General features: G+C 70.5%; 24 protein-coding genes and 1 tRNA gene. 7 read left to right on the top strand and 18 right to left on the bottom strand.

What is annotated here, in order from left to right:
* Positions 1-47: 47 nt before the first annotated feature.
* The 4 genes from HEQ75_RS17175 to sdhC form a co-directional block, all read right to left on the bottom strand.
* Positions 48-830 carry a succinate dehydrogenase iron-sulfur subunit gene (locus HEQ75_RS17175; RefSeq protein WP_168032883.1) on the bottom strand — a complete coding sequence of 261 codons (783 nt, stop codon included), beginning with the start codon at positions 828-830 and terminating at the stop codon, positions 48-50.
* 17 nt (positions 831-847) lie between these two features.
* Entirely contained in the window at positions 848-2,665 is a 1,818-nt protein-coding gene (gene sdhA / locus HEQ75_RS17170) for a succinate dehydrogenase flavoprotein subunit (RefSeq protein WP_168032881.1), read from the bottom strand.
* Positions 2,666-2,737: 72 nt separating this feature from the next.
* Positions 2,738-3,145: a succinate dehydrogenase, hydrophobic membrane anchor protein gene (gene sdhD / locus HEQ75_RS17165; protein ID WP_168032879.1), complete on the bottom strand. Its 408-nt coding sequence runs from the start codon at positions 3,143-3,145 to the stop codon at positions 2,738-2,740.
* A gap of 11 nt (positions 3,146-3,156) precedes the next feature.
* Positions 3,157-3,597 carry a succinate dehydrogenase, cytochrome b556 subunit gene (sdhC, locus tag HEQ75_RS17160; RefSeq protein WP_235961856.1) on the bottom strand — a complete coding sequence of 147 codons (441 nt, stop codon included), beginning with the start codon at positions 3,595-3,597 and terminating at the stop codon, positions 3,157-3,159.
* A gap of 161 nt (positions 3,598-3,758) precedes the next feature.
* On the opposite strand from sdhC, the gene HEQ75_RS17155 reads away from it, so the two are divergent.
* Positions 3,759-3,932 carry a hypothetical protein gene (locus HEQ75_RS17155; protein WP_168032877.1) on the top strand — a complete coding sequence of 58 codons (174 nt, stop codon included), beginning with the start codon at positions 3,759-3,761 and terminating at the stop codon, positions 3,930-3,932.
* Between the two features lie 42 nt (positions 3,933-3,974).
* On the opposite strand, the gene HEQ75_RS17150 is transcribed toward HEQ75_RS17155, so the two are convergent.
* The 3 genes from HEQ75_RS17150 to HEQ75_RS17140 all read right to left on the bottom strand — a co-directional run bounded on the left by HEQ75_RS17150 (position 3,975) and on the right by HEQ75_RS17140 (position 8,751).
* The gene (locus HEQ75_RS17150; protein WP_168032875.1) at positions 3,975-4,994 is read right to left on the bottom strand and encodes an aspartate-semialdehyde dehydrogenase; all 1,020 of its coding nucleotides are present in this window, start codon (positions 4,992-4,994) and stop codon (positions 3,975-3,977) included.
* Positions 4,995-5,229: 235 nt separating this feature from the next.
* On the bottom strand, positions 5,230-7,548 hold the full coding sequence (locus HEQ75_RS17145; RefSeq protein WP_168032864.1) for a methyl-accepting chemotaxis protein: 2,319 nt from the start codon (positions 7,546-7,548) through the stop codon (positions 5,230-5,232).
* A 210-nt stretch (positions 7,549-7,758) separates the two neighbouring features.
* Entirely contained in the window at positions 7,759-8,751 is a 993-nt protein-coding gene (locus HEQ75_RS17140) for a TAXI family TRAP transporter solute-binding subunit (RefSeq protein WP_168032862.1), read from the bottom strand.
* A gap of 140 nt (positions 8,752-8,891) precedes the next feature.
* Between HEQ75_RS17140 and HEQ75_RS17135 the strand changes: the two genes are divergently transcribed.
* Both HEQ75_RS17135 and HEQ75_RS17130 read left to right on the top strand, forming a co-directional pair.
* Entirely contained in the window at positions 8,892-9,317 is a 426-nt protein-coding gene (locus tag HEQ75_RS17135) for a DUF1489 family protein (RefSeq protein ID WP_168032860.1), read from the top strand.
* Positions 9,318-9,443: 126 nt separating this feature from the next.
* Entirely contained in the window at positions 9,444-9,959 is a 516-nt protein-coding gene (locus HEQ75_RS17130; RefSeq protein ID WP_209318615.1) for a hypothetical protein, read from the top strand.
* A 203-nt stretch (positions 9,960-10,162) separates the two neighbouring features.
* Here the strand turns inward: HEQ75_RS17130 and HEQ75_RS17125 are convergent, their stop codons facing one another.
* Together HEQ75_RS17125 and HEQ75_RS17120 are read right to left on the bottom strand one after the other, a co-directional pair.
* The gene (locus HEQ75_RS17125; protein WP_168032856.1) at positions 10,163-10,813 is read right to left on the bottom strand and encodes a CoA transferase subunit B; all 651 of its coding nucleotides are present in this window, start codon (positions 10,811-10,813) and stop codon (positions 10,163-10,165) included.
* Positions 10,814-10,827: 14 nt separating this feature from the next.
* A complete protein-coding gene (locus HEQ75_RS17120) occupies positions 10,828-11,577 on the bottom strand; it encodes a CoA transferase subunit A (protein ID WP_168032854.1) in 750 nt (249 codons plus the stop codon).
* 144 nt (positions 11,578-11,721) lie between these two features.
* Between HEQ75_RS17120 and HEQ75_RS17115 the strand changes: the two genes are divergently transcribed.
* A tRNA-Ala gene (locus HEQ75_RS17115) sits at positions 11,722-11,797 on the top strand.
* Between the two features lie 58 nt (positions 11,798-11,855).
* On the opposite strand, the gene HEQ75_RS17110 is transcribed toward HEQ75_RS17115, so the two are convergent.
* The 6 genes from HEQ75_RS17110 to HEQ75_RS17085 all read right to left on the bottom strand — a co-directional run bounded on the left by HEQ75_RS17110 (position 11,856) and on the right by HEQ75_RS17085 (position 18,982).
* On the bottom strand, positions 11,856-12,233 hold the full coding sequence (locus HEQ75_RS17110; RefSeq protein WP_209318614.1) for a hypothetical protein: 378 nt from the start codon (positions 12,231-12,233) through the stop codon (positions 11,856-11,858).
* Positions 12,234-12,287: 54 nt separating this feature from the next.
* A complete protein-coding gene (locus tag HEQ75_RS17105; RefSeq protein ID WP_168032850.1) occupies positions 12,288-14,132 on the bottom strand; it encodes a potassium transporter Kup in 1,845 nt (614 codons plus the stop codon).
* Positions 14,133-14,423: 291 nt separating this feature from the next.
* Complete coding sequence (locus HEQ75_RS17100; RefSeq protein ID WP_168032848.1) at positions 14,424-15,218, bottom strand: amino acid ABC transporter ATP-binding protein; 795 nt, start codon at positions 15,216-15,218, stop codon at positions 14,424-14,426.
* Positions 15,219-15,230: 12 nt separating this feature from the next.
* Positions 15,231-16,373, bottom strand: coding sequence for an amino acid ABC transporter permease (locus HEQ75_RS17095; RefSeq protein WP_168032846.1), 1,143 nt, complete (start codon positions 16,371-16,373; stop codon positions 15,231-15,233).
* A 216-nt stretch (positions 16,374-16,589) separates the two neighbouring features.
* Positions 16,590-17,795 (bottom strand): amino acid ABC transporter permease, encoded by a 1,206-nt coding sequence (locus tag HEQ75_RS17090; RefSeq protein ID WP_168032844.1) that lies wholly within the window; start codon positions 17,793-17,795, stop codon positions 16,590-16,592.
* Between the two features lie 158 nt (positions 17,796-17,953).
* Positions 17,954-18,982 (bottom strand): amino acid ABC transporter substrate-binding protein, encoded by a 1,029-nt coding sequence (locus HEQ75_RS17085; RefSeq protein WP_168032842.1) that lies wholly within the window; start codon positions 18,980-18,982, stop codon positions 17,954-17,956.
* A gap of 238 nt (positions 18,983-19,220) precedes the next feature.
* Here HEQ75_RS17085 and lhpI point away from each other — a divergent pair, with 238 nt between their 5' ends.
* A complete protein-coding gene (gene lhpI / locus HEQ75_RS17080) occupies positions 19,221-20,138 on the top strand; it encodes a bifunctional Delta(1)-pyrroline-2-carboxylate/Delta(1)-piperideine-2-carboxylate reductase (protein ID WP_168032840.1) in 918 nt (305 codons plus the stop codon).
* A 3-nt stretch (positions 20,139-20,141) separates the two neighbouring features.
* On the opposite strand, the gene HEQ75_RS17075 is transcribed toward lhpI, so the two are convergent.
* Positions 20,142-20,402, bottom strand: a complete 261-nt coding sequence (locus tag HEQ75_RS17075; RefSeq protein WP_235961853.1) for a hypothetical protein — start codon at positions 20,400-20,402, stop codon at positions 20,142-20,144.
* A 99-nt stretch (positions 20,403-20,501) separates the two neighbouring features.
* On the opposite strand from HEQ75_RS17075, the gene HEQ75_RS17070 reads away from it, so the two are divergent.
* Both HEQ75_RS17070 and HEQ75_RS17065 read left to right on the top strand, forming a co-directional pair.
* Positions 20,502-22,082: an alpha-amylase family glycosyl hydrolase gene (locus tag HEQ75_RS17070; RefSeq protein WP_168032838.1), complete on the top strand. Its 1,581-nt coding sequence runs from the start codon at positions 20,502-20,504 to the stop codon at positions 22,080-22,082.
* Positions 22,083-22,177: 95 nt separating this feature from the next.
* Complete coding sequence (locus HEQ75_RS17065; RefSeq protein WP_235961851.1) at positions 22,178-22,885, top strand: ribonuclease activity regulator RraA; 708 nt, start codon at positions 22,178-22,180, stop codon at positions 22,883-22,885.
* A 135-nt stretch (positions 22,886-23,020) separates the two neighbouring features.
* Here HEQ75_RS17065 and HEQ75_RS17060 read toward each other — a convergent pair whose 3' ends face one another.
* The gene (locus tag HEQ75_RS17060; RefSeq protein WP_168032834.1) at positions 23,021-24,136 is read right to left on the bottom strand and encodes an NADH:flavin oxidoreductase/NADH oxidase; all 1,116 of its coding nucleotides are present in this window, start codon (positions 24,134-24,136) and stop codon (positions 23,021-23,023) included.
* A gap of 9 nt (positions 24,137-24,145) precedes the next feature.
* The gene (locus tag HEQ75_RS17055; protein ID WP_328734212.1) at positions 24,146-24,967 is read right to left on the bottom strand and encodes a DUF2272 domain-containing protein; all 822 of its coding nucleotides are present in this window, start codon (positions 24,965-24,967) and stop codon (positions 24,146-24,148) included.
* Positions 24,968-25,091: the final 124 nt, after the last annotated feature.

Genomic DNA, 25,091 nt, shown 5'->3' with positions numbered 1-25,091 from the left:
GGCAGGCCGGCAAGCCTTGCCCCGCCGAGCGGGGCAAGGCGGCTGGTTCAGACCACGCGTTCGGCGAGCATCTTCTTGATGTCGCCGATCGCCTGCGCCGGGTTCAGCCCCTTCGGGCAGGTCCGGGTGCAGTTCATGATGGTGTGGCAGCGATACAGCTTGAACGGGTCTTCCAGCGCATCCAGGCGCTCGCCGGTGTGCTCATCGCGCGAGTCGGCGATCCAGCGATAGGCCTGCAGCAGCACGGCCGGGCCGAGGTAGCGGTCGCCGTTCCACCAATAGGAGGGGCAGGCGGTGGAGCAGCAGAAGCACAGGATGCACTCCCACAGCCCGTCGAGCTTGGCGCGCTCCTCCTTCGACTGCAGGCGCTCGCCATCCGGCGGCGGGGGGGTATCGGCCTTCAGCCAGGGCTCCACGCTGCGCAGCTGCGCGTAGATCTGCGACAGGTCGGGGACGAGGTCCTTCACCACCGGCATGTGCGGCAGCGGGTGGATGCGCACCTCGCCCTTCACATCCTCGATCGGCTTCAGGCAGGCCAGCGTGTTCAGCCCGTCGATGTTCATCGAGCAGGAACCGCAGATGCCCTCCCGGCAGGACCGCCGGAAGGTCAGCGTGCTGTCGACCTCGTTCTTGATCTTGATGAGGGCATCGAGAACCATCGGGCCGCAGGCCTCGAGGTCGATGTCATAGGTATCCGTGCGCGGGTTCTCGCCGGAATCCGGGTCCCAGCGATAGATCTTGAAGGGCCGCACCTTCTTCGCGCCGGCCGGCGCGGGAAAGTGCTTGCCCTTCGAGATGGTGGAGTTCTTCGGCAGCGTGAAGGTGGCCATGGTCTTCGATCCGATCCCTAGTACACGCGGGCCTTGGGCGGGAAGACCTGCACTTCATTGGTCAGGGTGCGCATCTTCACGTCGCGATAGTCCAGCTTGACGTTCCGCTTCTCGTCCACCCAGGCGAGGGTGTGCTTCATCCAGTTCGCATCGTCGCGGTCCGGGAAGTCCTCATGCGCATGCGCGCCGCGGCTTTCCTTGCGGGCTTCCGCGCCATGGATCGTGGTCAGCGCATTGCCGATCAGATTGTCCAGCTCCAGCGCCTCCACCAGGTCGCTGTTCCAGATCAGGCTGCGGTCGGCGATCTTGATGTCGTCATAGCCGGCGGCGACCTTGCCCATCTTGGCCACGCCCTCGCGCAGCAGCTCGCTGGTGCGGAACACGGCGGCGTGTTCCTGCATCGTGCGCTGCATCTGCAGGCGGACGTCGGAGACGGTGGAGCCGCCCTTGGCGTTGCGCACCTTGTCGAAGCGCGCCCAGCTCTGTTCGCCGGCGCCCGGCGGCAGCGGCGCCTGGCTGGCACCCGGCTTGATGGTCTCCGCCGCGCGATGCGCCGCGGCCCGGCCGAACACCACCAGGTCGAGCAGCGAGTTGGTGCCGAGGCGATTGGCGCCGTGCACGGAGACGCAGGCCGCCTCGCCCACCGCCATCAGCCCGCGCACCACCCGGTCCTGGTCCTGCGCCGTGGGGTTCAGGACCTCGGTGTGGATGTTCGTCGGGATGCCGCCCATGTTGTAATGGACGGTCGGCAGCATCGGGATCGGCTCCTTCGTCACATCCACGCCCGCGAAGATCTTCGCGGTCTCGGAGATGCCCGGCAGGCGCTCATGCAGCAGGTCGGCACCCAAATGTTCCAGGTGCAGGTGGATGTGGTCCTTCAGCGGGCCGACGCCGCGGCCCTCGCGGATCTCCACCGACATGGCGCGGGAGACGACGTCGCGGGACGCGAGGTCCTTCGCCGTCGGGGCATAGCGCTCCATGAAGCGCTCGCCCTCGGAATTCGTCAGGTAGCCGCCCTCGCCGCGCGCACCCTCGGTCACGAGGCAGCCCGAGCCATAGATGCCGGTCGGGTGGAACTGCACGAATTCATTGTCCTGCAGCGGCAGGCCCGCCCGCAGGATCATGCCGCCGCCGTCGCCGGTGCAGGTATGGGCGGAGGTGCAGGAGAAATAGGCGCGGCCATAGCCGCCGGTCGCCATCACCACGGACTGGGCGCGGAAGCGGTGCAGGCTGCCGTCTTCCAGGTTCCAGGCGGTGACGCCGCGGCAGACGCCCTCATCATCCATGATGAGGTCGAGCGCGATGTATTCGACGAAGAACTCGCAATTGGCCTTCAGCGCCTGCTGGTACAGCGTGTGCAGGATGGCATGGCCGGTGCGGTCCGCGGCGGCGCAGGCGCGCATCGCCGGCGTCTTGCCGTAGTCCTGCATATGGCCGCCGAAGGGGCGCTGGTAGATCTTGCCGTCCTCGGTGCGCGAGAACGGGACGCCGTAGTGTTCCAGCTCGATGATCGCGGGGATCGCCTCGCGGCACATGTATTCGATGGCGTCCTGGTCGCCCAGCCAGTCCGACCCCTTCACGGTGTCGTACATGTGCCAGCGCCAGTCATCCTCGCCCATGTTGCCGAGCGCGGCGCCGACGCCGCCCTGCGCCGCCACGGTGTGGCTGCGGGTGGGGAAGACCTTGGTGATGCAGGCGGTCTTGAGGCCGGAGGCCCCCATGCCGAAGGTGGCGCGCAGTCCGGCACCGCCGGCGCCCACCACCACCACGTCATAGGTGTGGTCGACGATGCGATAGGCTCCGCCGCCGATCGCGGGCTTGGAGATGGCGTTCATCTGATCTGCCGTCCATCCGAGGTGGCGGGGCGAAATGGCCCGCGCCGTTGCTTGCGTATTTGGTGCGGCCGCTCAGACCGCAAGGCGCAGAACGGCCAGCGCGGCCGCAAGCGCCAGCAGGGCGCAGACCGCTTTCACGGCGAGCACCGCGGCGATCTTCACCCATTCCGGCTTGGCGTAATCCTCGATCACCACCTGCAGGCCGGACGCCGTGTGGTGGAAGGTCAGGCCGATCAACGCCAGCAGCAGCACCGCGTTGAAGGGCTGGCCGATCCACAGCGCGGCTTCGACCTGCGTCATGCCGGCCGAGGTGGCGAGGACGACGATGAACCAGAGGGTCAGCGGCAGCAGCGCCATGGAGGTGACGCGCTGCATCCACCAATGATGCGTGCCGGATTTGGCGGAGCCGGAGCCCCGCACCCGGCCGAGCGGCGTGCGCAGCGTGGTCGGACGGTCGGTATCCGCGGCGGGATGGGCCATGGGTCTGCGCCTTACCAGGAGATCAGCAGCGCGAGCCAGGTCAGCGCCGTCAGCACCGCCGTGCCGATCAGCACCATGCGGCCGGATTTGTAAACGCTCGGGATATCGTAGCCATAGCCCGCATCCCAGACGAGGTGGCGGAGGCCCGCCAGGGTGTGGAACCAGGCGGCGGCCGTGACCCCCATCAGCATCAGGATGCCGAGGAAGGAGCCGAGGAACCACTGCACCGTGTCGAACGCCTCGGGCCCGGAGGCGGCGGCCACCAGCCACCACACCATCACCGCGGCGCCCACCGTCCAGATGATGCCGGTGGCGCGGTGCGAAATGGAGATCGCACTGGTCATCTGCATCATGTCATAGACCTGCAGATGCGGCGAAAGCGGCCGGCGCACGGCCGTTCCATCCGTCCGGCGACCCAGCATGGTCGCCTCCCGTGCATCCTGGATCGACATGCGGTGCCCGCTCCTCATGGCGCGCCGGGCCCTCGATGGCCGGGGCGCACACTGTTGACAGGGTTTTATGGTGCAGCGCGCCATAGCGTCAACGCGGCGTGCGGGGAATACCGGAACAAACAGGGTATATGCAGGACGATTAGGAATGATATCCTTCGCCGATGCCCCGGCCGGACCCCTTCACCAGGCTGCCCCGCTTCGCCCACCGCGCCCGCCCACCGCGGCCGGGCCGGCCGCGCTGCCCGCGGCTTCCAGCCAGGCTGCTGCTTGACCTGCTGCACAAGGCCCTGACCGGCGGGGCGGCGCTGGCAGCGATCCTGCGCGTGCTGTTCTGAAGGCGCCGCTCGCGTTTCGGTCGGCTGATCCATGAGACCGGGCTAAGCCCCCAGCAGCCTCCGCGCCAGCATCTCCTCCGCCACCTGGACCGCGTTCAGCGCGCTGCCCTTGCGGAGGTTGTCGGTGACGCACCAGAAGGCCAGGCCATGCGGCACGGTGGGGTCGTGGCGCAGGCGGCTGACGAAGACCGCATCCTCGCCGGCGATCTCGGCCTGGGTGGCGTAGCCGCCATCCTCCCGCCGATCCAGCACGATGATTCCCGGCGCCTCGCGCAGCGCCGCGCGGGCGGCGGCTTCCGTGATCGGCTCCTCGAAGGCCACATGCACGGCCGCGGCATGGCCGATGAAGGCCGGCACGCGCACGCAGGTGGCCAGCACGGCGATGTCCGGGCTCAGCACCTTGCGCGTCTCGGCGGCCAGGGCCGCTTCCGCGCCCGTCGCGCCATCACCCTGGAAGTCGCCGACATGGGGGATGCAGTTGAAGGCGATCTGCTTGGTGAACTGCTCGGCCGGCGGCGCCTCGTTCACGTAGATGGCGCGGGTCTGCGACCACAGCTCGTCCATCGCCTCCCGCCCCAGGGCGGAGACCGATTCATAGGTGGAGACCACGGCCCGGCGCGCCTTGGCCAGCGCGTGCAGCGGCTGCAGCGCCAGCAGCAGCGGGATGGTGGCCGGATGCGGGATCGCGACGATGCGCCGGCGCATCCGCCCCAGCGCCTGCGGGTTCACCTCCGGCACCACCATCGGCACGTCATGTGCCATGCCGAAGGCGCCGCTGGTCTCGATCACCGTGCAGCCGGCTTCCGCGGCGCGCGGCGCGTGCAGTTGCGCCGCGGCGCTGCCGGCGGCGAAGAAGGCCAGCTGCGTGCCCATGAAGTCGAATCCGTCCAGCGCCCGGACGGTCAGCACCTGCTCGTCGCCGAAGGAGACCTGCTGGCCGCCGCCACGCCCGGCAGACAGCGCCACCATGGCGGAGACAGGCAGCCCCCTTTCCGAGACGGTCTTCAGGATCTCCCGCCCCACCATGCCGGTGGCGCCGACCACGGCCATCCGATAGCCCATGCTGCCTGCTCCTGCCCTGAGGGCCGGGGCTTACAGCAAGACCGGCCCAGGCGGAAACGCCCGGGCCGGAAGCCACGTTTCATGCCAACGGCCGGTTTGGCTCACCTGCGCCCGCCGAAGGCGGGCGAGCGGCCGGATGGCCGCCGCCCCTGCGGCAAGCCAGGCCGGCGGAGCCGGCGCCCGGCGCTTGCGGGCACGGAAATCACCAACGAGTCGCTGGAAGCGGCCGTTGGTCTCAGATCGCCCGGACCGCGCGCAGGAAGCCGTCGGTCTTCTGGCGCAGCTGCGTCGCCTGCCCGGCCAGCGCGCTGCTGTCGTCGCGCATGGCGTTGGCCGCCGTGCCGGTGGCTTCCGCCGCGCCGCGCACGCCCTCGATCCGCTGCGCCACGGTCTGGGTGGCTTCCGCCACCTGGGCGGCGCTGCGGGCGATCTCCTGCGTCGCGGCGCCCTGTTCCTCCACCGCCGCGGCGATGGCGGTGGCGATCTCGCTGGTCCGCTCCACCGTCGCGCCGATGCCGCGGATGGCAGTGACGGCCTGGCTCGTCGCCTGCTGCATCTGGCCGATCTGCGCCGCGATCTCCTCCGTCGCCTTGGCGGTCTGCCCGGCGAGGGACTTCACCTCGCTCGCCACCACGGCAAAGCCCTTGCCGGCTTCGCCGGCGCGCGCCGCCTCGATCGTCGCATTCAGCGCCAGAAGGTTGGTCTGCCCGGCGATGTCGCCGATCAGCCGGACCACATCGCCGATGCGCGCCGCGGCTTCCGACAGCCCCTGCACCGTGGTGTCCGTTGCCCGCGCCTCGGCCACCGCGCGGCCGGCCACCTGGGCGGCCTCGCCCACCTGACGGCTGATCTCGCTCACCGAGCTCGCCATCTCCTCCGCCGCCGCGGCCACCGCATGCACGTCGCTCTGCGCCCTGCCGCCGGCCGCGGCCACCGCCGCGGCTTCCCGGCCGGAGGTGACGGCGCTGCCGGACAGCGCCTCCGCCGATTGCTGCAGCCGCGCCGCCGAATCCGCCACCGCGGCCACCACCGCACCGACTTCGGTCTCGAAGGTGTTGGCCAGGCGCACCTGCTCCGTCGCCAGGGTCCAGGAGAGCATGGTGGCGGTATAGGCGCCGGCCGCATCGCGGATGGCGGAGATGCGCAGCTCCAGCACCTCGTCGCCCAGGGTGATCCGCGCCGCATGCGGCAGGCGCGACGGGTCGGTCAGGATGTCGCGCTGGCGCGCCGCATCCTTGTGGAAGATGTCGATGGGCTGGCCCAGCATCTCCTCCGGCGCGCAGGGCAGGTGCTGGCGGATGCTGCCGAGCAGGCGCTTGGTCTCGGCATTCATGTAGGTCATGCGGAAATCGTCGGTCGGATCCGCGCTCATCACCGCGGCCGGCAGCTGCTCGATCATCTGGCCCTGCGCGAAGGCCCGGGCGACCGTGCCGCGCAGCGCCTCCAGCGCCTCCGCCATCTGGCCGATCTCGTCGCGGCGGCGGCGGTCGGGCACCGTCATGTCGGCGCGGCCCTCGGCGATATGGGCCATGACGCCGGCCAGCCGGCGCATCGGCGCGCCGATGCCGCGGGCCATGCCGAAGGCCGAGAGCAGCAGCACCAGGCCGATCGCGGCGCCGGACCAGATGGCGCCGCTACTGACGACATGCGCCTTGTCCATCACCTCGCTGCGCTGCGCCGCGGCCACGGCGGCGCCGGCCTGCGCCATTTCCGCCACCGCCGCCTGCATCGCCGCCCGCGCCGGGACCACCTGCTCGGCCCGCGCCTTGTTCACCGCCTCGCCGGCATCGAGGATCTTGGCCGCCGCCACGCCGATGGCCTGCGCCCGCTCCGCCAGCCGGGCCACATCCTCCTTCAACCGCCCCGGCGCCTGCAGCGCCACCAGGCCGCGGCTGTGCACGCGGGCCTGGGCGATGCCGCGCCGCACGCGCCGCGCCTGCGCCACGTCGCCGGTGGCCAGCAGGCGCTGCACGCCGATGCGCACGTCGTTCACCGCGTTGTGCACCGTCATCAGACGGTAGCGGGCATCCTCCTGCTCGGCCGCCGGCAGGTCGAAGCCGAAGCTGGCGGACACCGCTTCGAACAGGGAGTCGTATTCGGAGGAGAGCGGGAACAGCTCGCTGTCGCGCGCCGTCACCATCACCACGCGCTGTTCCGCCACGGCGCGCAGCGCCGCGCGGTAGGTTTCCGTCACCACCGCCAGCGATTCCACCGCCGCCGTCAGCTGCGGCGCGCCCAGGCCTTCCGCGGCGCCGCGGATGGTGCGCACGCCCTGATCGATCGCCGCTTCCACCTGCGCCCAGGCCGGGGCCTGGCCGGCCTCGTCATGCGTCAGCAGCAGGTCGCGTTCCAGGACGGCCACGTTGCGCAGATCGTCCGCGCCCGAATCCACCACATCCATGGCCAGTTGGGTGCGGGCCGAGGCGTCCTGCTCCTGGATGATCCCGGCGGTCTCATGCCATGTCAGGAAGACCAGGCCGCCCAGCATCAGCATTGCCAGTCCGGCGGAGGCGGCCAGTTTTCGGCCAACGGACATATCGACGAGGAAACGCATCCGGCACAACTCCCGCGAGCAGAGCCTGGACGGTGTCAGTTTCGCCTTGCCATCCTGTGAACAAACTCCAGGCGCGAGTCAGATGCTGCGTTCACGCCGCCGTGAGGCGTCGGGCAGCGCCGCGCGCCCGGCAGGCAAACGGCCCGGCGAGGGGAGATCCCCCGCCGAGCCGTGCCAGTGTGTCCCGCCCGGCGCAGCCGGGCGGCGGGGTCAGGCCTGGACCAGGTTGTCCGGCACCTGCTGCCCGACCTCGCGCAGGTAGCGCGCCGCCCCCGGGTGGAACGGCAGGAAGGTGTTCTTGGTCCAGTTGGTCGCCAGCGTGTCCGAGGCCGCGGAGATCGCCGACTTGAAGCGGGCGTTCTGCGACAGCACGGCCTTGGTGATCTCATAGGCCAGGTCGTCCGACAGCGACTTGTGGCCAATGGCGAAATTGTACATGCCGACGATGCCGAGCGGCTTCTGCTGCGTCCGGTAGGTGCCCATGGGCAGCGACCCGGCGGCCAGTTCCGGATACTTCGCGGTCAGCTTGGCGATCTCCGCCTGGGTGAAGTCCAGGAAGTTCACCTCGGCCTGCACCTCGATCTCGGAGAAGGCCGGCACCGGCACGCCGGAGGCGAACAGGAAGGCGTCCAGCAGCCCGTCCTGGATCTGGCCGACCAGGTCCGAGGCGGAGCCGTAGCGGACGGCGGAGGGGGTGATGCCCAGCTCGGTCAGCAGCGCGGGGTAGTAGGTGCCAGGGGTGCCGCCGCGCGGGCCGACGCCGATGCTCTTGCCGTTCAGGTCGGCATGCTTGGTGATGCCGGTGCGCTTCAGGGCGATGCCGTGGAAGGGCGTGTCATACATCGGGAACAGCGCGCGGATGTCGCGGAAGCGGTTGCCCTGGGTCCAGGCGCCGGTGCCGTTCCAGGCCTGCAGCGCCACGCCCATCGTCACCATGCCCAGTTCCACTTCCTTGCGGTTCACAAGGATGATGTTCTGGTTCGGGCCCTGGGTGGTGCGGTAGGAAATCTGCACCCCGGTGGCTTCCTGAGCGATCTGCCCCCAGGCCGGCCCATACAGCGCATAGGTGCCGCCCGGCGCGGCCGTGCCCATGTTCAGGGCGCGCGGCCAGGCGGCGTTGCGCGGCTGCGCGATGGCGGGGCTGAACAGGCCGGGCACGGCGGCGCCCAGTGCGGTTGCGGCAAGCAGGTGGCGACGGCGCATGGCAAAGTCTCCCTTGGATGGTTTCGTTGATTCTGGTTTATCCCCGGATCGACGGATCGGGCAAGCTTTCGCGGACCCGCCGCCTCCCTTCGCAGCCGGGGGGCTTGCCGGGACTCGACGACCGGCCACATGCAGACGCCATGCTGCACCTGTTGAAGCTTTGCGTCGGACCGAAGGAGGTGGCGGAGCTGGCCGCCGGCCAGGCCCGCCGCGCCCAGCTGGACCCGCCGCTGCGCCACCAGACGCGGATGATTCCGAAGCGGGCGGCGGAGCTGGTGGAGGGCGGCTCGCTCTACTGGGTGCTTTCCGGCCTGATCCGCGTGCGCCAGCGCATCCTGGCGGTGCGGGAGGAACGCTGGGACGATGGCAGCGCCTGCGCCGGCCTGGTGCTGGACCCGCACCTGGTGCTCCTGCAGCCGCGGCCGCAGAAGCCCTTCCAGGGCTGGCGCTACCTGGAGCCCGCGGCGGCGCCGCCCGACGCGCCTCTCGGCAGCGGCCCGACCGACGGGCTGGACGCCCTGCCCCCCGCCCTGCGGCGGGAGCTGGAGGCGCTTTGCCTGTTGTGACGGCGGCGGAGGTTCCGCGGCCGTGGTGGCTTTGCGCGCTTGTGCGGCGCGGCAGGGGCCGTCATCTTCCGGCATGGTAGGCCGCCGGCCGAACCCAAGCCTCGGACCAGATCGGGACCCTGCATGATGCGTCGCCTCGCCCTGCTGACCCTGCCACTGGGGCTTCTGCTCGCCCAGCCGGTCGGCCTGTTTTCCGCCCGCCCGGCCGCCGCGCAGCACTGGAACGACACCGGGCCGGGCCGCGACCTGCTGGGCTCGACGATCACCGATTTCAGCAATTTCCGCGAACGCACCGTGGCGCCGCCGAGCTTCGCGCCGGGCGCGCCGGTGGCCCAGCCGCAGGCGCAGCGGGACCCGATTCCGCTGCTCGACTGGGTGCCGCCGCCGCCGGTGCCCGCGGCCGCCCCCAGCACCACCCGCCGCAGCCCGCCGCGCCGGACGGTGCGCCGGGCGCCGGTGCAGCGCGACGTGGCCCGCGACACCACGCCGCTGACCGCCGCCGCGCCGCGCAGCACGACCCAGGCCGGGCCGGATTGGGAACGCTCCATCGCCGAGCGGGAGCGGGAGCTGGAGCGGCTGCGCCGGATCCTCGAAGAAGACCGCCTGCGCTACCAGCAGACGCGCCAGCCGCAGTTGCAATAGGCCGCGCCGCGGCGCCCCCCCGGCGGATCCCCGGGGCAGGCGCGGCGGCCGTTCGCACGAAGGCTGAGAGCAATCGGCGTTGCAGCGAACGCCGCGTGCCCTGGAGCCGCTTCACCGCTGGCGAAGACGGTGAAACGGCTCCAGCTTATTGGTTCAACGCATTTTCCGGGTCGCCTTGCGAAGCCGCAAGGCTTGAAAATGCCCTAGGCGCTGACCAGAGCCACGTCGTAATCCGCCTCGGTCCTGTCGCGGATCTCGGCCTCCGTCACCCCGGGCGCGATCTCCAGCAGCCGCATCGGCGCCTCGCCCTTCTTGTCGATGGCGAAGACGCCAAGCTCCGTCACCACCGTGTCCACCACCCGGCGGCCGGTCAGCGGCAGGGTGCAGGCCTTCAGCAGCTTCGGCTTGCCGCCGGCGGTGTGCTCCATCAGCACGATCACGCGCTTGACGCCGGCCACCAGGTCCATGGCGCCACCCATCCCCTTCACCATCTTGCCGGGGATCATCCAGTTCGCGAGATCCCCGTTCTGCGCCACCTGCAGCGCCCCCAGGATGGACAGGTCGATATGCCCGCCGCGGATCATCCCGAAGGACTGGGCGCTGTCGAAGAAGCTGCTGCTGGGCAGCTGGGTGATGGTCTGCTTGCCGGCATTGATCAGGTCCGGATCCTCCTCCCCCTCATAGGGGAAGGGGCCGAGGCCGAGCATGCCGTTCTCGGATTGCAGCTGCACCGTCATGCCGGCGGGGACGTGGTTGGCCACCAGCGTCGGGATGCCGATGCCGAGGTTCACGTAGAAGCCGTCCTGCAGCTCGCGCGCCGCGCGTGCCGCCATTTCGTCGCGGGACCAGGCCATGGTTCTCGATCCTCTCAGGCTTTGGTCAGGGTGCCGGCGGCCGCGGCGGCGTGTTCCGGCGCCGGCTGCTGGCGCACGGTGCGCTGCTCGATCCGCTTCTCGAAGCCGGGCGGCAGGGCGATGAGGCGCTTCACGAAGATGCCGGGGGTGTGGATGTGGTCCGCCTCCATCTCCCCGGGCCGCACCAGGTGTTCCACCTGCGCCACCGTCACGGTGGCGGCGGTGGCCATGATCGGGTTGAAGTTCCGCGCTGTCTTCCGATAGATCAGGTTGCCCTCGTGGTCGCCCATCCAGGCGTGGACGATGGCAAGGTCGGCCCACAGGCCGCGCTCCATCACGTAGTGCTCGCCGTCGAATTCGCGCGTTTCCTTGCCTTCGGCCACTGCCGTGCCGAAGCCGGTCTTGGTGTAGAAGGCGGGGATCCCGGCGCCGCCGGCGCGGATGCGTTCGGCCAGCGTGCCCTGCGGGTTGAACTCGATCTCCAGCTCCCCGGCCAGGTACTGCTTCGCGAAGGTCGCATTCTCCCCCACATAGCTGCTGATCATCTTGCGGATCTGCCGGGTGTGCAGCAGCAGGCCGAGCCCGGCATCGTCGATGCCGGCATTGTTGGAGATGACGGTCAGGTCCTTCACGCCCGACTCCCGGATCGCCTCGATCAGGACGGAGGGGATGCCGCTGATGCCGAAGCCGCCGGACATGATGGTCATGCCGTCCCGCAGCAGCCCGGCCAATGCCGATGTCGCGTCCCCGTAGATCTTGCCCATCGTCCTCATGCCACCTTCAGCGGTACCGGGCGAAACCTATGCGGGTCCGGCGCGGGGCGGAAGGGGTGATGCAAAACCCGCATGTGGCAGTCTTGCGCACCCCCGGGGCGGCGGCTATACGGCCGGCCTCGCGCCAAGGCGTGCGGGGCCATAGCTCAGTTGGTAGAGCGCTTGAATGGCATTCAAGAGGTCAGGGGTTCGACTCCCCTTGGCTCCACCAGGTTTTCCGGAAGGGCGTCCGCCGCAGGGTGGGCGCCCTTTTGATTGCGGGGACAAACCTACGCCACCGCCACCACCCGCCAGGCAACCTCCCCGCCTTCCGGGCCGCGGATCGTCACCACCTCGCCCGGGCGCAGCCAGCCCGCCCCGCCCAGGATACGGTGCGGCGGCGCGTCGGCCAGCGGAAGGCCGCCCTGCGCGAAGCGCAGCGACCAGCCCTCCTCGTCATGTGCCACATCGCCCTCCGCGGGCGGCGCGCCGGGCGCTTCCCTCTGCGCCGGCCAAGGATCCGGGTCCGCCAGCCAGGCGGCTTCGTCCGGCGCGCCCTGCGCGTCCAGCGCCATGCGGAAGCGGATCCGGTTGCCCTCCTGCCCATCGGGCTCCGAGGGGCTCCAGGCCCGCACCAGGCTCACCTCCACCAGCCGCACCGCCGTCAAGACCGCGCCCTCCCCCTCGCCAGCGTCCCTCAACGCGGCGACCCGCAAAAGGGTTCAGATGGCGACGCGGACACCCAGCTCCACCACACGGTCCGACGGGATGCGGAAGAACTCCGTCGCCGGCAGGGCATTGCGGCTCATCAGCGTGAACAGCCATTGCCGCCAGCGCGGCATCTTCGGCACGGCGGCGGAGACCACCGTCTCCCGTCCCAGGAAGTAGCTGGCCTGCATCGGCTCGAACGGAATGCCGATATCGCGCAGCGCCTCCAGCTCCCGCGGGATATGCGGGCTTTCCTGGAAGCCGTAGCGCAGCAGCACGCGGTGGATGTCCGGCGCCAGCTCCGTCACCTCGCGCCGGTTCTCGACGCGCGGAATATCCTCGTTCAGCACCGTCACGAACAGCACGCGCTGATGCAGCACCTTGTTGTGCTTCAGATTATGCAGCAGCGCACCGGGCACAAAATCCGCCTGGCCGGTCATGAACACGGCAATCCCCGGCACCCGCGTGGTGCGGGATTGCGGCAGGCGTGCCAGAAAGGATTTCAGCGGCAGGCTGTCCTGCCGGAAGCGGGCGAACAGCAGGTCCCGCCCTCGCCGCCAGGTCAGCATCAGCATCAGGATGCAAAGGCCGAGGATCAGCGGCACATAGCCGCCTTCCGGAATCTTCAGCGCGGTGGAGACAAAGAAGGCCAGGTCCAGCATCAGCAGCGGCCCGAACACGCCGATCACCAGCAGCCAGGACCAGCCATAGGCCCGCCGGAACACCAGCAGCGCGAGGCAGGAGGTGCAGACGAAGGTGCCCGTGACCGCCAGCCCATAGGCCGCCGCCAGGCTGTCGCTGTCACGGAATTCCAGCACCAGGATGATAACGCCGATCAGCAGCAGCGTGTTCACCTGCGGCAGGTAGATCTGGCCCTGTTCCGTTTCGCTGGTGTGGCGCACCTCCAGCCGCGGCAGGAAGCCCATCTGCACGCATTGCCGGGCGATGCTGAAGGCGCCCGAGATCATCGCCTGGCTGGCGATGATGGTGGCCATGGTGGCCAGCACCACCAGCGGCAGCCGCGCCCAATCCGGCGCCAGCAGGAAGAAGGGGTTCTCGATCGCCGCCGGGTCGGACAGCAGCAGGGCACCCTGGCCGAAATAATTCAGCGCCAGCGCCGGCAGCACGAAGGCCACCCAGGCCATCTGGATCGGCCTGCGGCCGAAATGCCCCATATCGGCATACAGCGCCTCCGCCCCCGTCACCGCCAGCACGACGGAGCCGAAGGCGATGAAGGCGGCCAGGTGGTAGTGCAGGCAGAATTGCACCGCATAGCTGGGCGACAGCGCCACCAGCACCTCCGGCTCCCGCACCACCTCGATCAGGCCGAGCAGGCCGATCACGCCGAACCAGAGGGCACAGATCGGCCCGAAGATGCGCCCCATGCTGCCGGTGCCGCGCCACTGCACCAGGAACAGGGCGAGGAGGATGCCGAGCGCGATCGGCACCACCGCCTCCTCGAAGGCCGGGGAGATGACCTTGAGGCCCTCCACCGCCGACAGCACGGAAATCGCCGGCGTGATGATGCCATCGCCGAAGAACAGGCTGGCCCCGGCAATGCCGACCAGCGCCACCAGCCAACGGCCGCGTTCCGTCCGCGCATGGCGCTGCGCCAGCGCCATCAGCGCCAGGATGCCACCCTCACCGCGGTTGTCCGCCCGCAGCATGAAGACCACGTACTTCACCGTCACGGTCAGCACGAGCGACCAGAAGATCAGGCTCAACAGGCCCAGGATCTCCCACCGCTCGATCCCGTCGGCCGAGAAATGCAGCAGCGAGGCCCGCAAGGCATAGAGCGGGCTGGTGCCGATATCGCCATAGACGACACCCAGCACGCCGATCAGGGCAGCCAAGGTCACCGGACGCTCAGCCGCAGAAGGATGACTCAAAGCGGTCGCTCCAAGCGCGCAACGCGCGGAGCCATAGGACCGATCCAGGCCCGGACGCAAGCACGGGGCGGGGTGGCGGGGTGCGCCTGGTCATCGCGGGGGAGGGCACTGCCGCTCCCGGAACCCCCACCCCAAGGGGCCGCGGCGCGTCTCCCATCCCGTTCAGGGTTCTCTTGGTCCAGGGGCCCGCGGCCCCTGGTGGGTGGGGTGCGGGGAGGGCGCCGCCCTCCCTGCATCATCGGCGCCACCCCGCCCCGCCGGTCAGTGGCCGCGCAGGATCTGGCTCAGGAACAGTTTCAGGCGGTCGGTCTTGGGGTCGCTGAACAGGGCTTCCGGCTCGCCGCTTTCGACGATCTCGCCGCGGTCCATGAACACCACGCGGTCGGCCACCTGGCGGGCGAAGCCCATTTCATGGGTGACGCAGATCATGGTCATGCCGGTTTCCGCCAGCATCACCATGGTATCCAGCACTTCCTTGATCATTTCCGGGTCGAGCGCCGAAGTCGGCTCGTCGAACAGCATGATCTTGGGCTTCATGCACAGCGCGCGGGCGATGGCGACGCGCTGCTGCTGGCCGCCAGAGAGCTGGCCGGGGAATTTCTTCGCCTGTTCCGGGATGCGGACCCGTTCCAGGTATTCCATCGCCAGGTCTTCGGCTTCCTTCTTCGGCATCCGCCGCACCCAGATCGGCGCCAGGGTGCAGTTTTCCAGCACCGTCAGGTGCGGGAACAGGTTGAAGGACTGAAACACCATGCCGACTTCGCGGCGGATCGCGTCCAGGCTGCGCAGATCGTCGGACAGTTCAATGCCGTCGACGATGATCTTGCCCTGCTGGTGCTGTTCCAGCCGGTTGATGCAGCGGATCATGGTGGATTTGCCGGAGCCGGAAGGCCCGCAGACCACCACGCGTTCGCCGGTGGCGACCGAGAGGTTGATGTCGCGCAGCACATGCAGCGCGCCGAACCACTTGTTCACGTCCTGCAGCACGATGGCCGGCGGTGCGTCGGTCCGCATGGCGGAGGCGAAGCGGGCCTCGTGGTCGATGGTCTCGCCCATGGTCTCTGTTCCTCAGCGGCGCCGATGTTGGTTGAGGTCGCGTTCCAGATCCTGGCTGTATTTCGACATGGCGAAGCAGAACACCAGGTAGATCGCGCCGACGAAGACGTAGACCTCGATGCCGAAGCCCTGCCAGGCGGGTTCCACGATGGCGGTCTTGCCCGCCGTCAGCAGGTCGAAGATGCCGATGATCAGCACCAGCGAGGTGTCCTTGAAGAAGCCGATGAAGGTGTTCACCAGCGGCGGGATCACCAGGCGCAGCGCCTGCGGCAGGATGATGAAGCCGGTCTTCTGCCAGTAGGACAGGCCGAGCGCGTCGGCAGCCTCATACTGTCCGCGCGGCAGGGTCTGCAGGCCGGCGCGCACCACTTCCGCCAGGTAGGCGCCGGCGAACAGCGTGATGGCGATCTGCGCCCGCAGCAGCTTGTCGATGTTCATGCCCTCCGGCAGGAACAGCGGGAACATCACGCTGGCCATGAACAGCAGGCTGATCAGCGGCACGCCGCGCACCAGTTCCACATACACCACGCACAGCGTCTTGATCGCCGGCAGCTTCGACCGGCGGCCGAGCGCCACCAGGATGGCCAGCGGGAAGGCGAAGGCCAGGCCGAAGGTGGACAGGATCAGCGTGATGGGCAGCCCGCCCCAGCGTTCCTGCGGCACGTAGCTCAGCCCCAGGATGCCGCCCCACATCAGGATGCCGATTACCGTCAGCGTCACCGCCCAGACCGGCACCAGCACCCAGGTCCAGAAGCGCCGCATGGCGGAGAAGATGTAGAGGCCGATGAACAGGCCGCAGACCAGCAGGGGCCGCCAGTGTTCCTCATACGGGTAGGTGCCGAACAGGATGAAGCGGTGCTTTTCCCCGATCACCGCCCAGCAGGCGCCGGCGCCTTCCAGGTCGCGGCAGATCTGGGTCTGCGGCACGGTGCCCTGCATGGGCACGGACCAGATGGCGTTGATGAAGGCCCAGTCGACGAAGCCGATCGCGAAGCGCACCACCAGCCAGGCCAGCGCCAGGGTCAGCGCGGTGTTGAGCCAGGAGGAGAACAGGTTGGCGCGCAGCCAGGCCATGGCGCCAGTGCTGCGCACGGGGGCGGTGCGCGGCGCGGCTTCCGGGTTGGCGGCGCTGGCATCCAGCGTGACGTCGCTCATGCTCAACGCTCCACCAGCGCGATGCGGGCGTCGCGTCCAGCCGCAGGCTGGATGCGCCAGCACGGGTTCCGTCCAGCCGCAGGCTGGATGCGCCAGCACGGGTTCCGTCCAGCCGCAGGCTGGATGCGCCAGCACGGGTTCCGTCCAGCCGCAGGCTGGATGCGCCCGGACAAGGACAATGCGCCGGAGGCCGAGGATTCCTGCCGTGCCATCGTGCTACCGCTCCACCAGCGCGATGCGCGCATTGTACCAGTTCATGAAAAGGCTGATGGACAGGCTGATGGTCAGGTAGACCAGCATGATGATGGCGATGCCCTCGATCGCCTGGCCGGTCTGGTTCAACGTGGTATTGGCGATGCTGACGATGTCCTGGTAGCCGACCGCGACGGCCAGGGAGCTGTTCTTGGTCAGGTTCAGGTACTGGCTGGTCATCGGCGGCACGATCACGCGCAGCGCCTGCGGCAGCACGATGCGCTTCAGGATGTCCCCGCGGCGCAGGCCCAGCGCCTGGGCGGCTTCCCACTGCCCCTGGTTCACCGCCAGGATGCCGGCGCGGACGATTTCCGCGATGAAGCCGGCGGTATAGGTCACCAGGCCGAGCAGCAGGGCGAAGTATTCGGGCGTCATGATGAGGCCGCCCTGGAAGTTGAAGCCGCGCAGCGCCGGCACGTCCGGCGTGAAGGGCGCGCCGAGCGCCGCCCAGACCAGCAGCGGCAGCCCGGCCATCAGCGTCACCGCCGCCGGCCAGATCTTGCGCGGCTGACCATCGGCATATTGCCGGGCGCGCAGCGCGCGGGCGGTCATCAGCGTGCCGATGAAGCCTGCCACCAGGGCCAGCAGCGCCCAGTTATGCGCCGGCATCCATTCGATGAAGGGCAGCAGCAGCCCGCGATTCGACAGGAACACGCCATCCACCGGGTTCAGCGCCTGGCGCGGCCCCGGCAGGGATTGCAGGATGGTGTACCAGAACAGCAGTTGCAGCAGCAGCGGCAGGTCGCGGATCAGCTCCACATAGAAGCCGGCGATCTTCGACAGCAGCCAGTTGTGCGACAGCCGGGCAATGCCCACCAGCGTGCCCAGGATGGTCGCCAGCACGACGCCCACCACCGCCACCTTCAGCGTGTTCAGCACGCCCACCAGCAGGGCGCGGAAGTAGGTATCGGTCGGCTCGTAGGGGATCAGCGCCTCGCCGATCGGCAGCCCCGCCTCGCGGTCCAGGAAGCCGAAGCCGGTGGCGATGCGGCGGACTTCCAGGTTGTGCACGGTATTGGACCAGAGCCACCAGGCAATGGCCAGCACCACGCCCACCACCAGCAATTGCCAGACAATGCCGCGCAGGCGTTCATCCGACCAGGACAGGCGGATCGGTCGTCGGGGCGGCCCGGCCGAATTCTGGCGCGGATCGGCGGTGGAGGTCGACATGCAGCTTCCCTGTTGCGGATCGCTCCGGCGGGTTGGCTCCCTCCGGCGACGTGGCGGTGGCGTCACGCATGTGAAGGGGCGGCGGTGCCATGCAAGACCGGGGCCGTCCGCCGCCTGGCGCCGGGCGGCCCAGAGGCCGCCCGGGTCGGGTCAGGCGTTCAGCGCAGCGGCGGGGCGTATTGCAGGCCGCCATTGGTCCACAGCGCGTTCGGGCCGCGCTGCAGGCCGATCGGCGCCAGGTTGCGCTCGAAGATCTCGCCGTAATTGCCCAGGGTGCGGATGATGTTCACCATCCAGGCATTGTCCACGCCCAGCATCTGGCCCAGCTCGCCGCTGCGGCCGAGCATGCGCTGCACGTCCGGCCGGGCGTCGGACTGCGCCGCCTGCTGCACATTGGCGGCGGTGATGCCCAGTTCTTCGGCACCGACGAGGCCGAAGTGAATCCACTTCACCAGGTCGGCGAAGCGCTGGTCGCCATGGCGCACGGCCGGGGCCAGCGGTTCCTTGCTGATCACGTCCGGCAGGATCTGATGTTCCGCCGGGCGCGGCTGGGCGGAACGCGTGGCCGCCAGGCCGGAGACGTCGGTGGTGTAGGCGTCGCAGCGGCCGGCGACATAGGCGCCGACGGCTTCCTCGACCCGCTCGATCACCACCGGGGTGAAGCGGATGCGGTTGGAGCGCGCCCAGTCGGTCAGGTTCTGCTCGGTGGTCGTGCCGGGCTGCACGCAGATGGTGGCGCCGTTCAGGTCGCGCGCCGTGCGCACGCCGGCGGAGGCCTTCACCATGAAGCCCTGGCCGTCGAAGAAGCTGATGGCCGGGAAGTCGAAGCCGAGCGAGGTGTCGCGCGACAGCGTCCAGGTGGTGTTGCGGGCCAGCATGTCCACTTCGCCCGACTGCAGCGCGGTGAAGCGGTTCTGCGCCGTGGTCGGCACGTAGCGGACCTTGGACGCGTCGTTCCACAGCGCCACGGCCACGGCGCGGCAGTAATCCACGTCGAAGCCGCGCCAGACGCCCTGGCTGTCCGGCTGCGCGAAGCCGGCGAGGCCGGTGTTCACGCCGCAGACAAGCGTGCCGCGGGCGCGGATCGCGTCCAGCGTCGGCGAGCCAGGTGCCTGGGCCATGGCCGGACCCGCCAGCATGGCGGCGCCGGCGATCGCGCCCGTCAGGGCAAGGCGAAGTGCCTTCATACCGTCAACTCCCTCATCTCGTCGCGCCGATGCGCGGCCGTGTTGCCTTCCCCGGCCCGGTCGGCGGCGCCTCCCGCACCGAGGATGCTGCGCCTGCCTTGGTCCGGGATCAACGCGCGAGCGCGCGTCCGCCTGTCCGGTAGGCGGCGGGGCCAGCGCTGTCAAACCGCCTCTTTCCCGATTCCCGTGGCGCAGCCAGGGTTGTGGCAGCAGGGCTGACAGAAGGAGACCCGGAACTATGCGGAACATTTCGGCGGCAGAGATCGCCCGGGGCCTGCCCTGGGCGCCGTTGGAAACGGCGCTGGAGGCCGTGTTCCGCAACGGCTGCGACGCGCCGCTGCGGCACCGGCATGGCCTGGCGGAGGCCATGCTGCTGCTGATGCCGGCCTGGAACGCTCGTTACAGCGGCGTGAAGATTGTCCATGTCGCACCAGGCAATGGCGCCCGCGGCCTGCCGGCGGTGCAGGCGGTCTATCTGCTGTCCGATGCCGCCACCGGCCAGCCGCTGGCGATGCTGGATGGCGGTGAATTGACGGACCGGCGCACCGCTGCGGCCAGCACGCTGGCCGGCCGCTTCCTGGCGCGGCCGGACAGCCGCCGCCTGCTGGTGCTGGGCGCCGGGCGGGTGGGGGCGGCGCTGGCGGAGGCCTGGTGCGACCGCTTCCCGATCGCCGACTGCGCCGTCTGGTCCCGCAACCCCGCCCATGCCGCCGCCCTGGCGGCACGGCTGGCGGCGCATGGGCTGCCGGCGCGAGCCACGCAGGACCCTGACCCGGCGGGCTACGACATCGTCTCCGCCGCCACGCTGTCCGAGACCCCGCTGGTGCGCGGCGCGGCGGTTTCGCCCGGCGCGCATGTCGACCTGGTCGGCGCCTTCCGCCCGACCATGCGCGAATCCGATGGCGCCCTGCTGGCCCGCGCCACCCTGGTGCTGGACACCCGGGCCGGCGGGTTGGCGGAGGCAGGGGACGTGGTGCAGGCCATCGCGGAAGGCGCGATCGCGGAAGGCGATGTCGCGGCCGACCTCGCCGAACTCTGCCGCGGCCAGCATCCGGGCCGCCGCACCGCCGCGGAGGTGACGGTGTTCAAGTCGGTCGGCTGGGCCGGCGAGGATCTGGCCGCCGCCGCCCTGGCCTATGAGGCCGCGACCCGCTGACCCTTAGTGCCCGCGCGGCCGGGCGGGGGAGATATCCACCGGGCCGCCGCGCAGCTGCGCCTGTTCCATGGTCTCGCCCGGCTGGGCCTCGCCGGGGTGGATGGGATCGGCCACGGTGCCGGCGGCGTCGGTATCCTGGGCTTCCGTGCCGGCCGTGGTTTCCGCGCCGGTCTCGCCCTCCCGCACCCGTTCGCCGCCCGTCAGGCCGGGCCGCAGCGAATCCTCCGCGCCTTTTGCTTCGCCCATCCGATCCTTGTCGTCCATATCCGGGGTCCTTCTGCCAGGGTGGCAGGGAACGCAGGCGTGGCATGGCGGGTTGCGCCCGGGCGGGATGGGGCCGTGCAACAGGAACAGGATCGATCGATGCAGGAATGGTGGCAGGGCGCCGTGATCTACCAGGTCTATCCGCGATCCTTCCGGGATTCGGATGGCGACGGGGTGGGCGACCTGCGTGGCCTGCTGGCGGGGCTGGACCATATTGCCGGGCTGGGCGTGGACGCGCTGTGGCTTTCGCCCATCTATGTCTCGCCCCAGGCGGATTTCGGCTACGACATCGCCGATCACTGCGCGATCGACCCCGCCTACGGCACGATGGCGGATTTCGACGCGCTGGTGGAAGGCGCCCATGCGCGCGGGCTGAAGGTGATGCTGGACCTGGTGGTGGGCCATACCAGCGTGCAGCACCCCTGGTTCCTGGAAAGCCGCGCCCGGCGCACCGGGCCGCTGGCGGATCGCTACATCTGGGCCGACCCCAGGCCGGACGGCTCGCCGCCCAACAACTGGCTTTCGGTGTTCGGCGGCCCCGCCTGGCGCTGGGAAAGCCGCCGCCGGCAATACTACCTGCACCATTTCCTGGCGGAGCAGCCGGCGCTGAACCTGGCCGAGCCCGCGACGCGGGAGGCGGTGGCCGAGATCATGCGCTTCTGGATGCAGCGCGGCGTGGACGGCTTCCGGATCGACGCGCTGGATTTTCTCCATCGCGACCCGCAGCTGCGGGACAATCCGGCGGCGCCGCCGAAGCCGGAAATCCCCTCCAAGCTGTTCGGCATGCAGCTGCACCAGCACGACATGATGGGGCCGGAGACGCCGACCATCCTGCGGCATTTCCGCGACACGGCGGATGCCTTCCCCGGCCGTGCCCTGCTGGGGGAATTGTCCTCCCAGCCCGGGGCGCATGAACGCGTCGCGCGCTCCACCGCGCCGGGGCTGCTGCACATGGCCTACACGCTCGCCCCGCTGCGCGGCGCCTTCGACCACGCCATCGCCACCGCGCTGGTGGAGGCCGCGGCCAATCCGGAGGGCTGGGCCTGCTGGTGCTTCAGCAACCACGACGTGGTGCGCGCCGCCAGCCGATGGGCGCCGGGCGGCGTGGCGGAGCCGCGGGTGACGCGGATGCTGCTGTCCCTGCTGCTGACGCTGCGCGGCAGCATCTGCCTCTACCAGGGGGAGGAGCTGGGCCTGCCGGAGGCGCAACTGCCCTTCGAGGCGCTGCGCGACCCCTTCGGCATCGCCTTCTGGCCGGATTTCGCCGGCCGCGACGGGTCCCGCACCCCCATCCCCTGGCGCCGGGACGCGCCGCATGGCGGCTTCACCACCGGCACGCCCTGGCTGCCCGTGGTGGACCCGCACCTGCCGATGGCGGTGGATGTGCAGGAGGCCGACCCGGACAGCCCGCTGCACCTGACCCGGGCGCTGCTGAAGCTGCGCCAGGCGCATCCGGCGCTGCGGACCGGCAGGCTGGTGCCGCTCGGCCTGGCCGCGCCGCTGCTGGGCTACGACCGCATCGACGCTGCCAGCGGCACCGGCCTGCGCTGCCTGTTCAACCTCTCGGCGGAGGAAGCGCCGCTGCCGGAAGGCCCCGTCGGCGGCCCGGTGGCGGGCACGCCCTTCCCGGAAGGCGCGACGCTGCCGCCCTGGGGCGTGTCGCTGACCAGCATCGGATAGGCCGTGGGGTTGCCCCCCCCTGGACGGCACCCCTGGCGCGCGCTTGAAGGAGGCAGCATCCCCGCCTTCCCGACATGCCAAGGACGATCCGCCCGATGGACGAAGCAACCCGCACCGCCCTGATGGGGGTGACCACCGCCACCCTGACCACGGTCCTGCTGAAGAAGGGCGTGCGCTTCTGCTACATCGCCGGCAGCCGGCCGCTCGTGCCGGGCGCCGCGAAGCGGATCGTCGGCCCCGCCTTCACGCTGCGCTTCACGCCAACGCGCGAGGACCTGGCGACGGTGGAAAGCTGGTCCTCCCCCACCTCCACCCGCGCCGCGATCGAGGCGATGCCGGAAGGCTGCGTCGCCGTGGCGGACGCCATGGGCAGCACCGCCGCCGGCATCTTCGGCGACATCCTGTGCGCCCGCATGGCGGTGAAGGGCGTGGCCGGGCTGGTGACGGATGGCATGGTGCGCGACGGCGCCGGCGTGATCGGCACGGGGCTGCCGGTGTTCTGCCAGGGCTATGTGGCGCCGGCCTCCGTCGCCGCGCTGAACTTCGTCGGCTGGCAGGAGACGATCGGCTGCGGCGGCGTCACCGTGGTGCCGGGCGACATCGTGGTGGCCGACCAGGACGGCGCCGTGGTGATCCCGGCGGCGCTGCTGGACGCCGTGGTGGAGGCCGCGGTGGAGCAGGAGCGGCTGGAGGCCTGGATCATGGTCGAGGTCGGCAAGGGCCTCGCCCTGCCCGGCCTGTACCCCGCCAACGCCGAGACCAAGGCGCGCTACGAGGCCGACAAGGCCGCCGGCCGGGCGTGACCTTCAGGCCCGCTCTCCCCTGCGGGTGGAGAGCGGGTTGCCTTGGCCGACCTGCCATTTTCGCCTTCGAGGGTGGCGCGCCTCCCCTCACCCAACCCTCTCCCCCCCTGCGGGCGGAGAGGGCCTGGCGAGATGTCAGGCGAGCGGCGGCATCGGCATGCCGGTCTCCAGGCGCATGCCCATGCGCGCGATGGACCCCCAGGCGCGGTCGTATTGCGGCGGGGTGCGGATGGCGTCCACGCGGCCCAGCGCCACGGCGGCGCGCATCGGCCAATAGGGGTCGCGCAGCGTGGCGCGGGCCAGCAGCACCAGGTCGGCGCGGCCTTCCGTGATGATCGCCTGCGCCTGCTCCGGCTCGGTGATCAGGCCGACGGCGGCCACCAGCACGCCGGCACCCTGCTTCACCGCCTCCGCCCCCGGCACCTGGTAGCCCGGGCCGAGCACGATCTTCTGCGCGGGGTCGATCCCGCCGGAGGAGACATCGATCATGTCGATGCCCACCGCCGCCATGCGCTTCGCCAGTTCCACGCTTTCCGCCGTGGTCCAGCCGCCCTCGATCCAGTCGGTGTGGGAGATGCGCAGCACCAGCGGCACCGCCTCCCCCACCGCCTCGCGCACCGCCTGGGCGATGGCCAGCGGCAGGCGCGTGCGCCCCTCGAAATCGCCGCCCCAGCGGTCGTTGCGCTTGTTGGAGATGGGCGAGAGGAACTGGTGCAGCAGGTAGCCATGCGCGCCGTGCAGCTCGATCAGCCTGTAGCCGGCTTCCACCGCCCGCTTCGCCGTGGCGGCGAAGGCCGCCGGCAGGTCCAGGATCTCGGCTTCCGTCATCGGCCGCGGCGCCGCGAAATGGCCCATCGGCAGGTTGCTGGCGGAGGTGATCTCCCAGCCCGGCTTCGCCGGCTCATCGAACCAGGCCGGCGCGCGGCTGGCCTTGCGGCCGGCATGGCCGATCTGGATGGCCGGCACCGCGCCGGCATGGGCGATGGCGGCGGCGATGCGCGCATGGGCGGGGATCTGCGCATCCTCCCACAGCCCGACATCGCCCGGCGTGATCCGCCCTTCCGGCGTCACCGCCGTCGCCTCCACCATCACCATCCCGGCGCCGCCGATGGCGCGCTGCAGCAGGTGCGCCAGGTGCCAGTCGGTCGGCCGGCCATCCTCGCCGCAGCAATACTGGCACATGGGGGAGATGCCGATGCGGTTCGGCAGGGTGACGGAACGCAGGCTGAGCGGGGAGAACAGGTCGGTCATCGGGGATATTCACCTCGTGGCGGAAATCTGCGGGCCGGGCGCGAAGGGCGGCAGGCGGCCGAGCCGGCTCTCCATCACGACCAGCACGGGCGTGCCGCCGGGCGGCGCTGGCAGCAGGCGGCCGGCGGCATCGGCCGGATAGCGGGTCAGCGTCACGGAATCGGACACATTGCCGCCCACCACCTCCACCACCCCGGGCAGGGCGGCGGTGACGATGTCGCAATGCATCGGCCGGGGGATGCCGGCTTCCGCCCGGCGCTGTGTCCAATGGCCCAGCGGCGCGCGGCTGCGGTCCAGGCAGACCAGGTCGCCCGGGCGCGGCGCATGGGCCTCCGGCGCCTGCGGCAGGAAGGGGGCGGTGGCGGGAAAGGCCGCCGCATCCGCCATCAGCGCGTCCAGGTACAGGGAATGGGTGGCGTTGGGCGGAAACTCCCGCGCATCCACCCCGGCGCTGCGGAACACCCAGGAGATGAAGGCGGCCGACCAGGCGGGCTCCGACCACAGGGCGGTGGAGGTCATGCCGGACAGCGCCGCCGCATAGATCGGGCGGTTGTCGCGGATCGCGCCCTCATCATCCTCCACCGCGCGCCAATAGGCGAGCACGCGGGGGAAGTTCGCCGTCTGCGATTCCGGCGGCGGCGCGGTGGAGGGCGCGGACCACGCCTCCCGCGCCAGCCCGCCCCAGTCCCGCCATTCCGCCAGCGCCAGGCGCAGCGCGCGCTCGGCCGCCGCGGGCGGGTAGGACAGGGGCGGTGCCAGGGCCGGCGGCGGGGCCGGCGCGGCGCAGGCGGCAAGCCAGGCCACCGCCGCCAGGGCCAGCCAGCGCCGCACCTCCCCGGCCCTACGCAGAGGCCGTCGCCAGCCGCAGGATCGCCGCATCCGGCGCCATCAGCGCGAGCACCACCGCCGCCTGCCCCGGCGGGCTCGCCGTGCCGCCGAGCGGCGCGGGCGCCAC

Origin of the sequence: Falsiroseomonas selenitidurans (assembly GCF_012103215.1) — a bacterium.
Taxonomy (GTDB): Bacteria; Pseudomonadota; Alphaproteobacteria; order Acetobacterales; family Acetobacteraceae; genus Falsiroseomonas; species Falsiroseomonas selenitidurans.
This window is presented reverse-complemented; position numbering and strand designations above follow the sequence as displayed.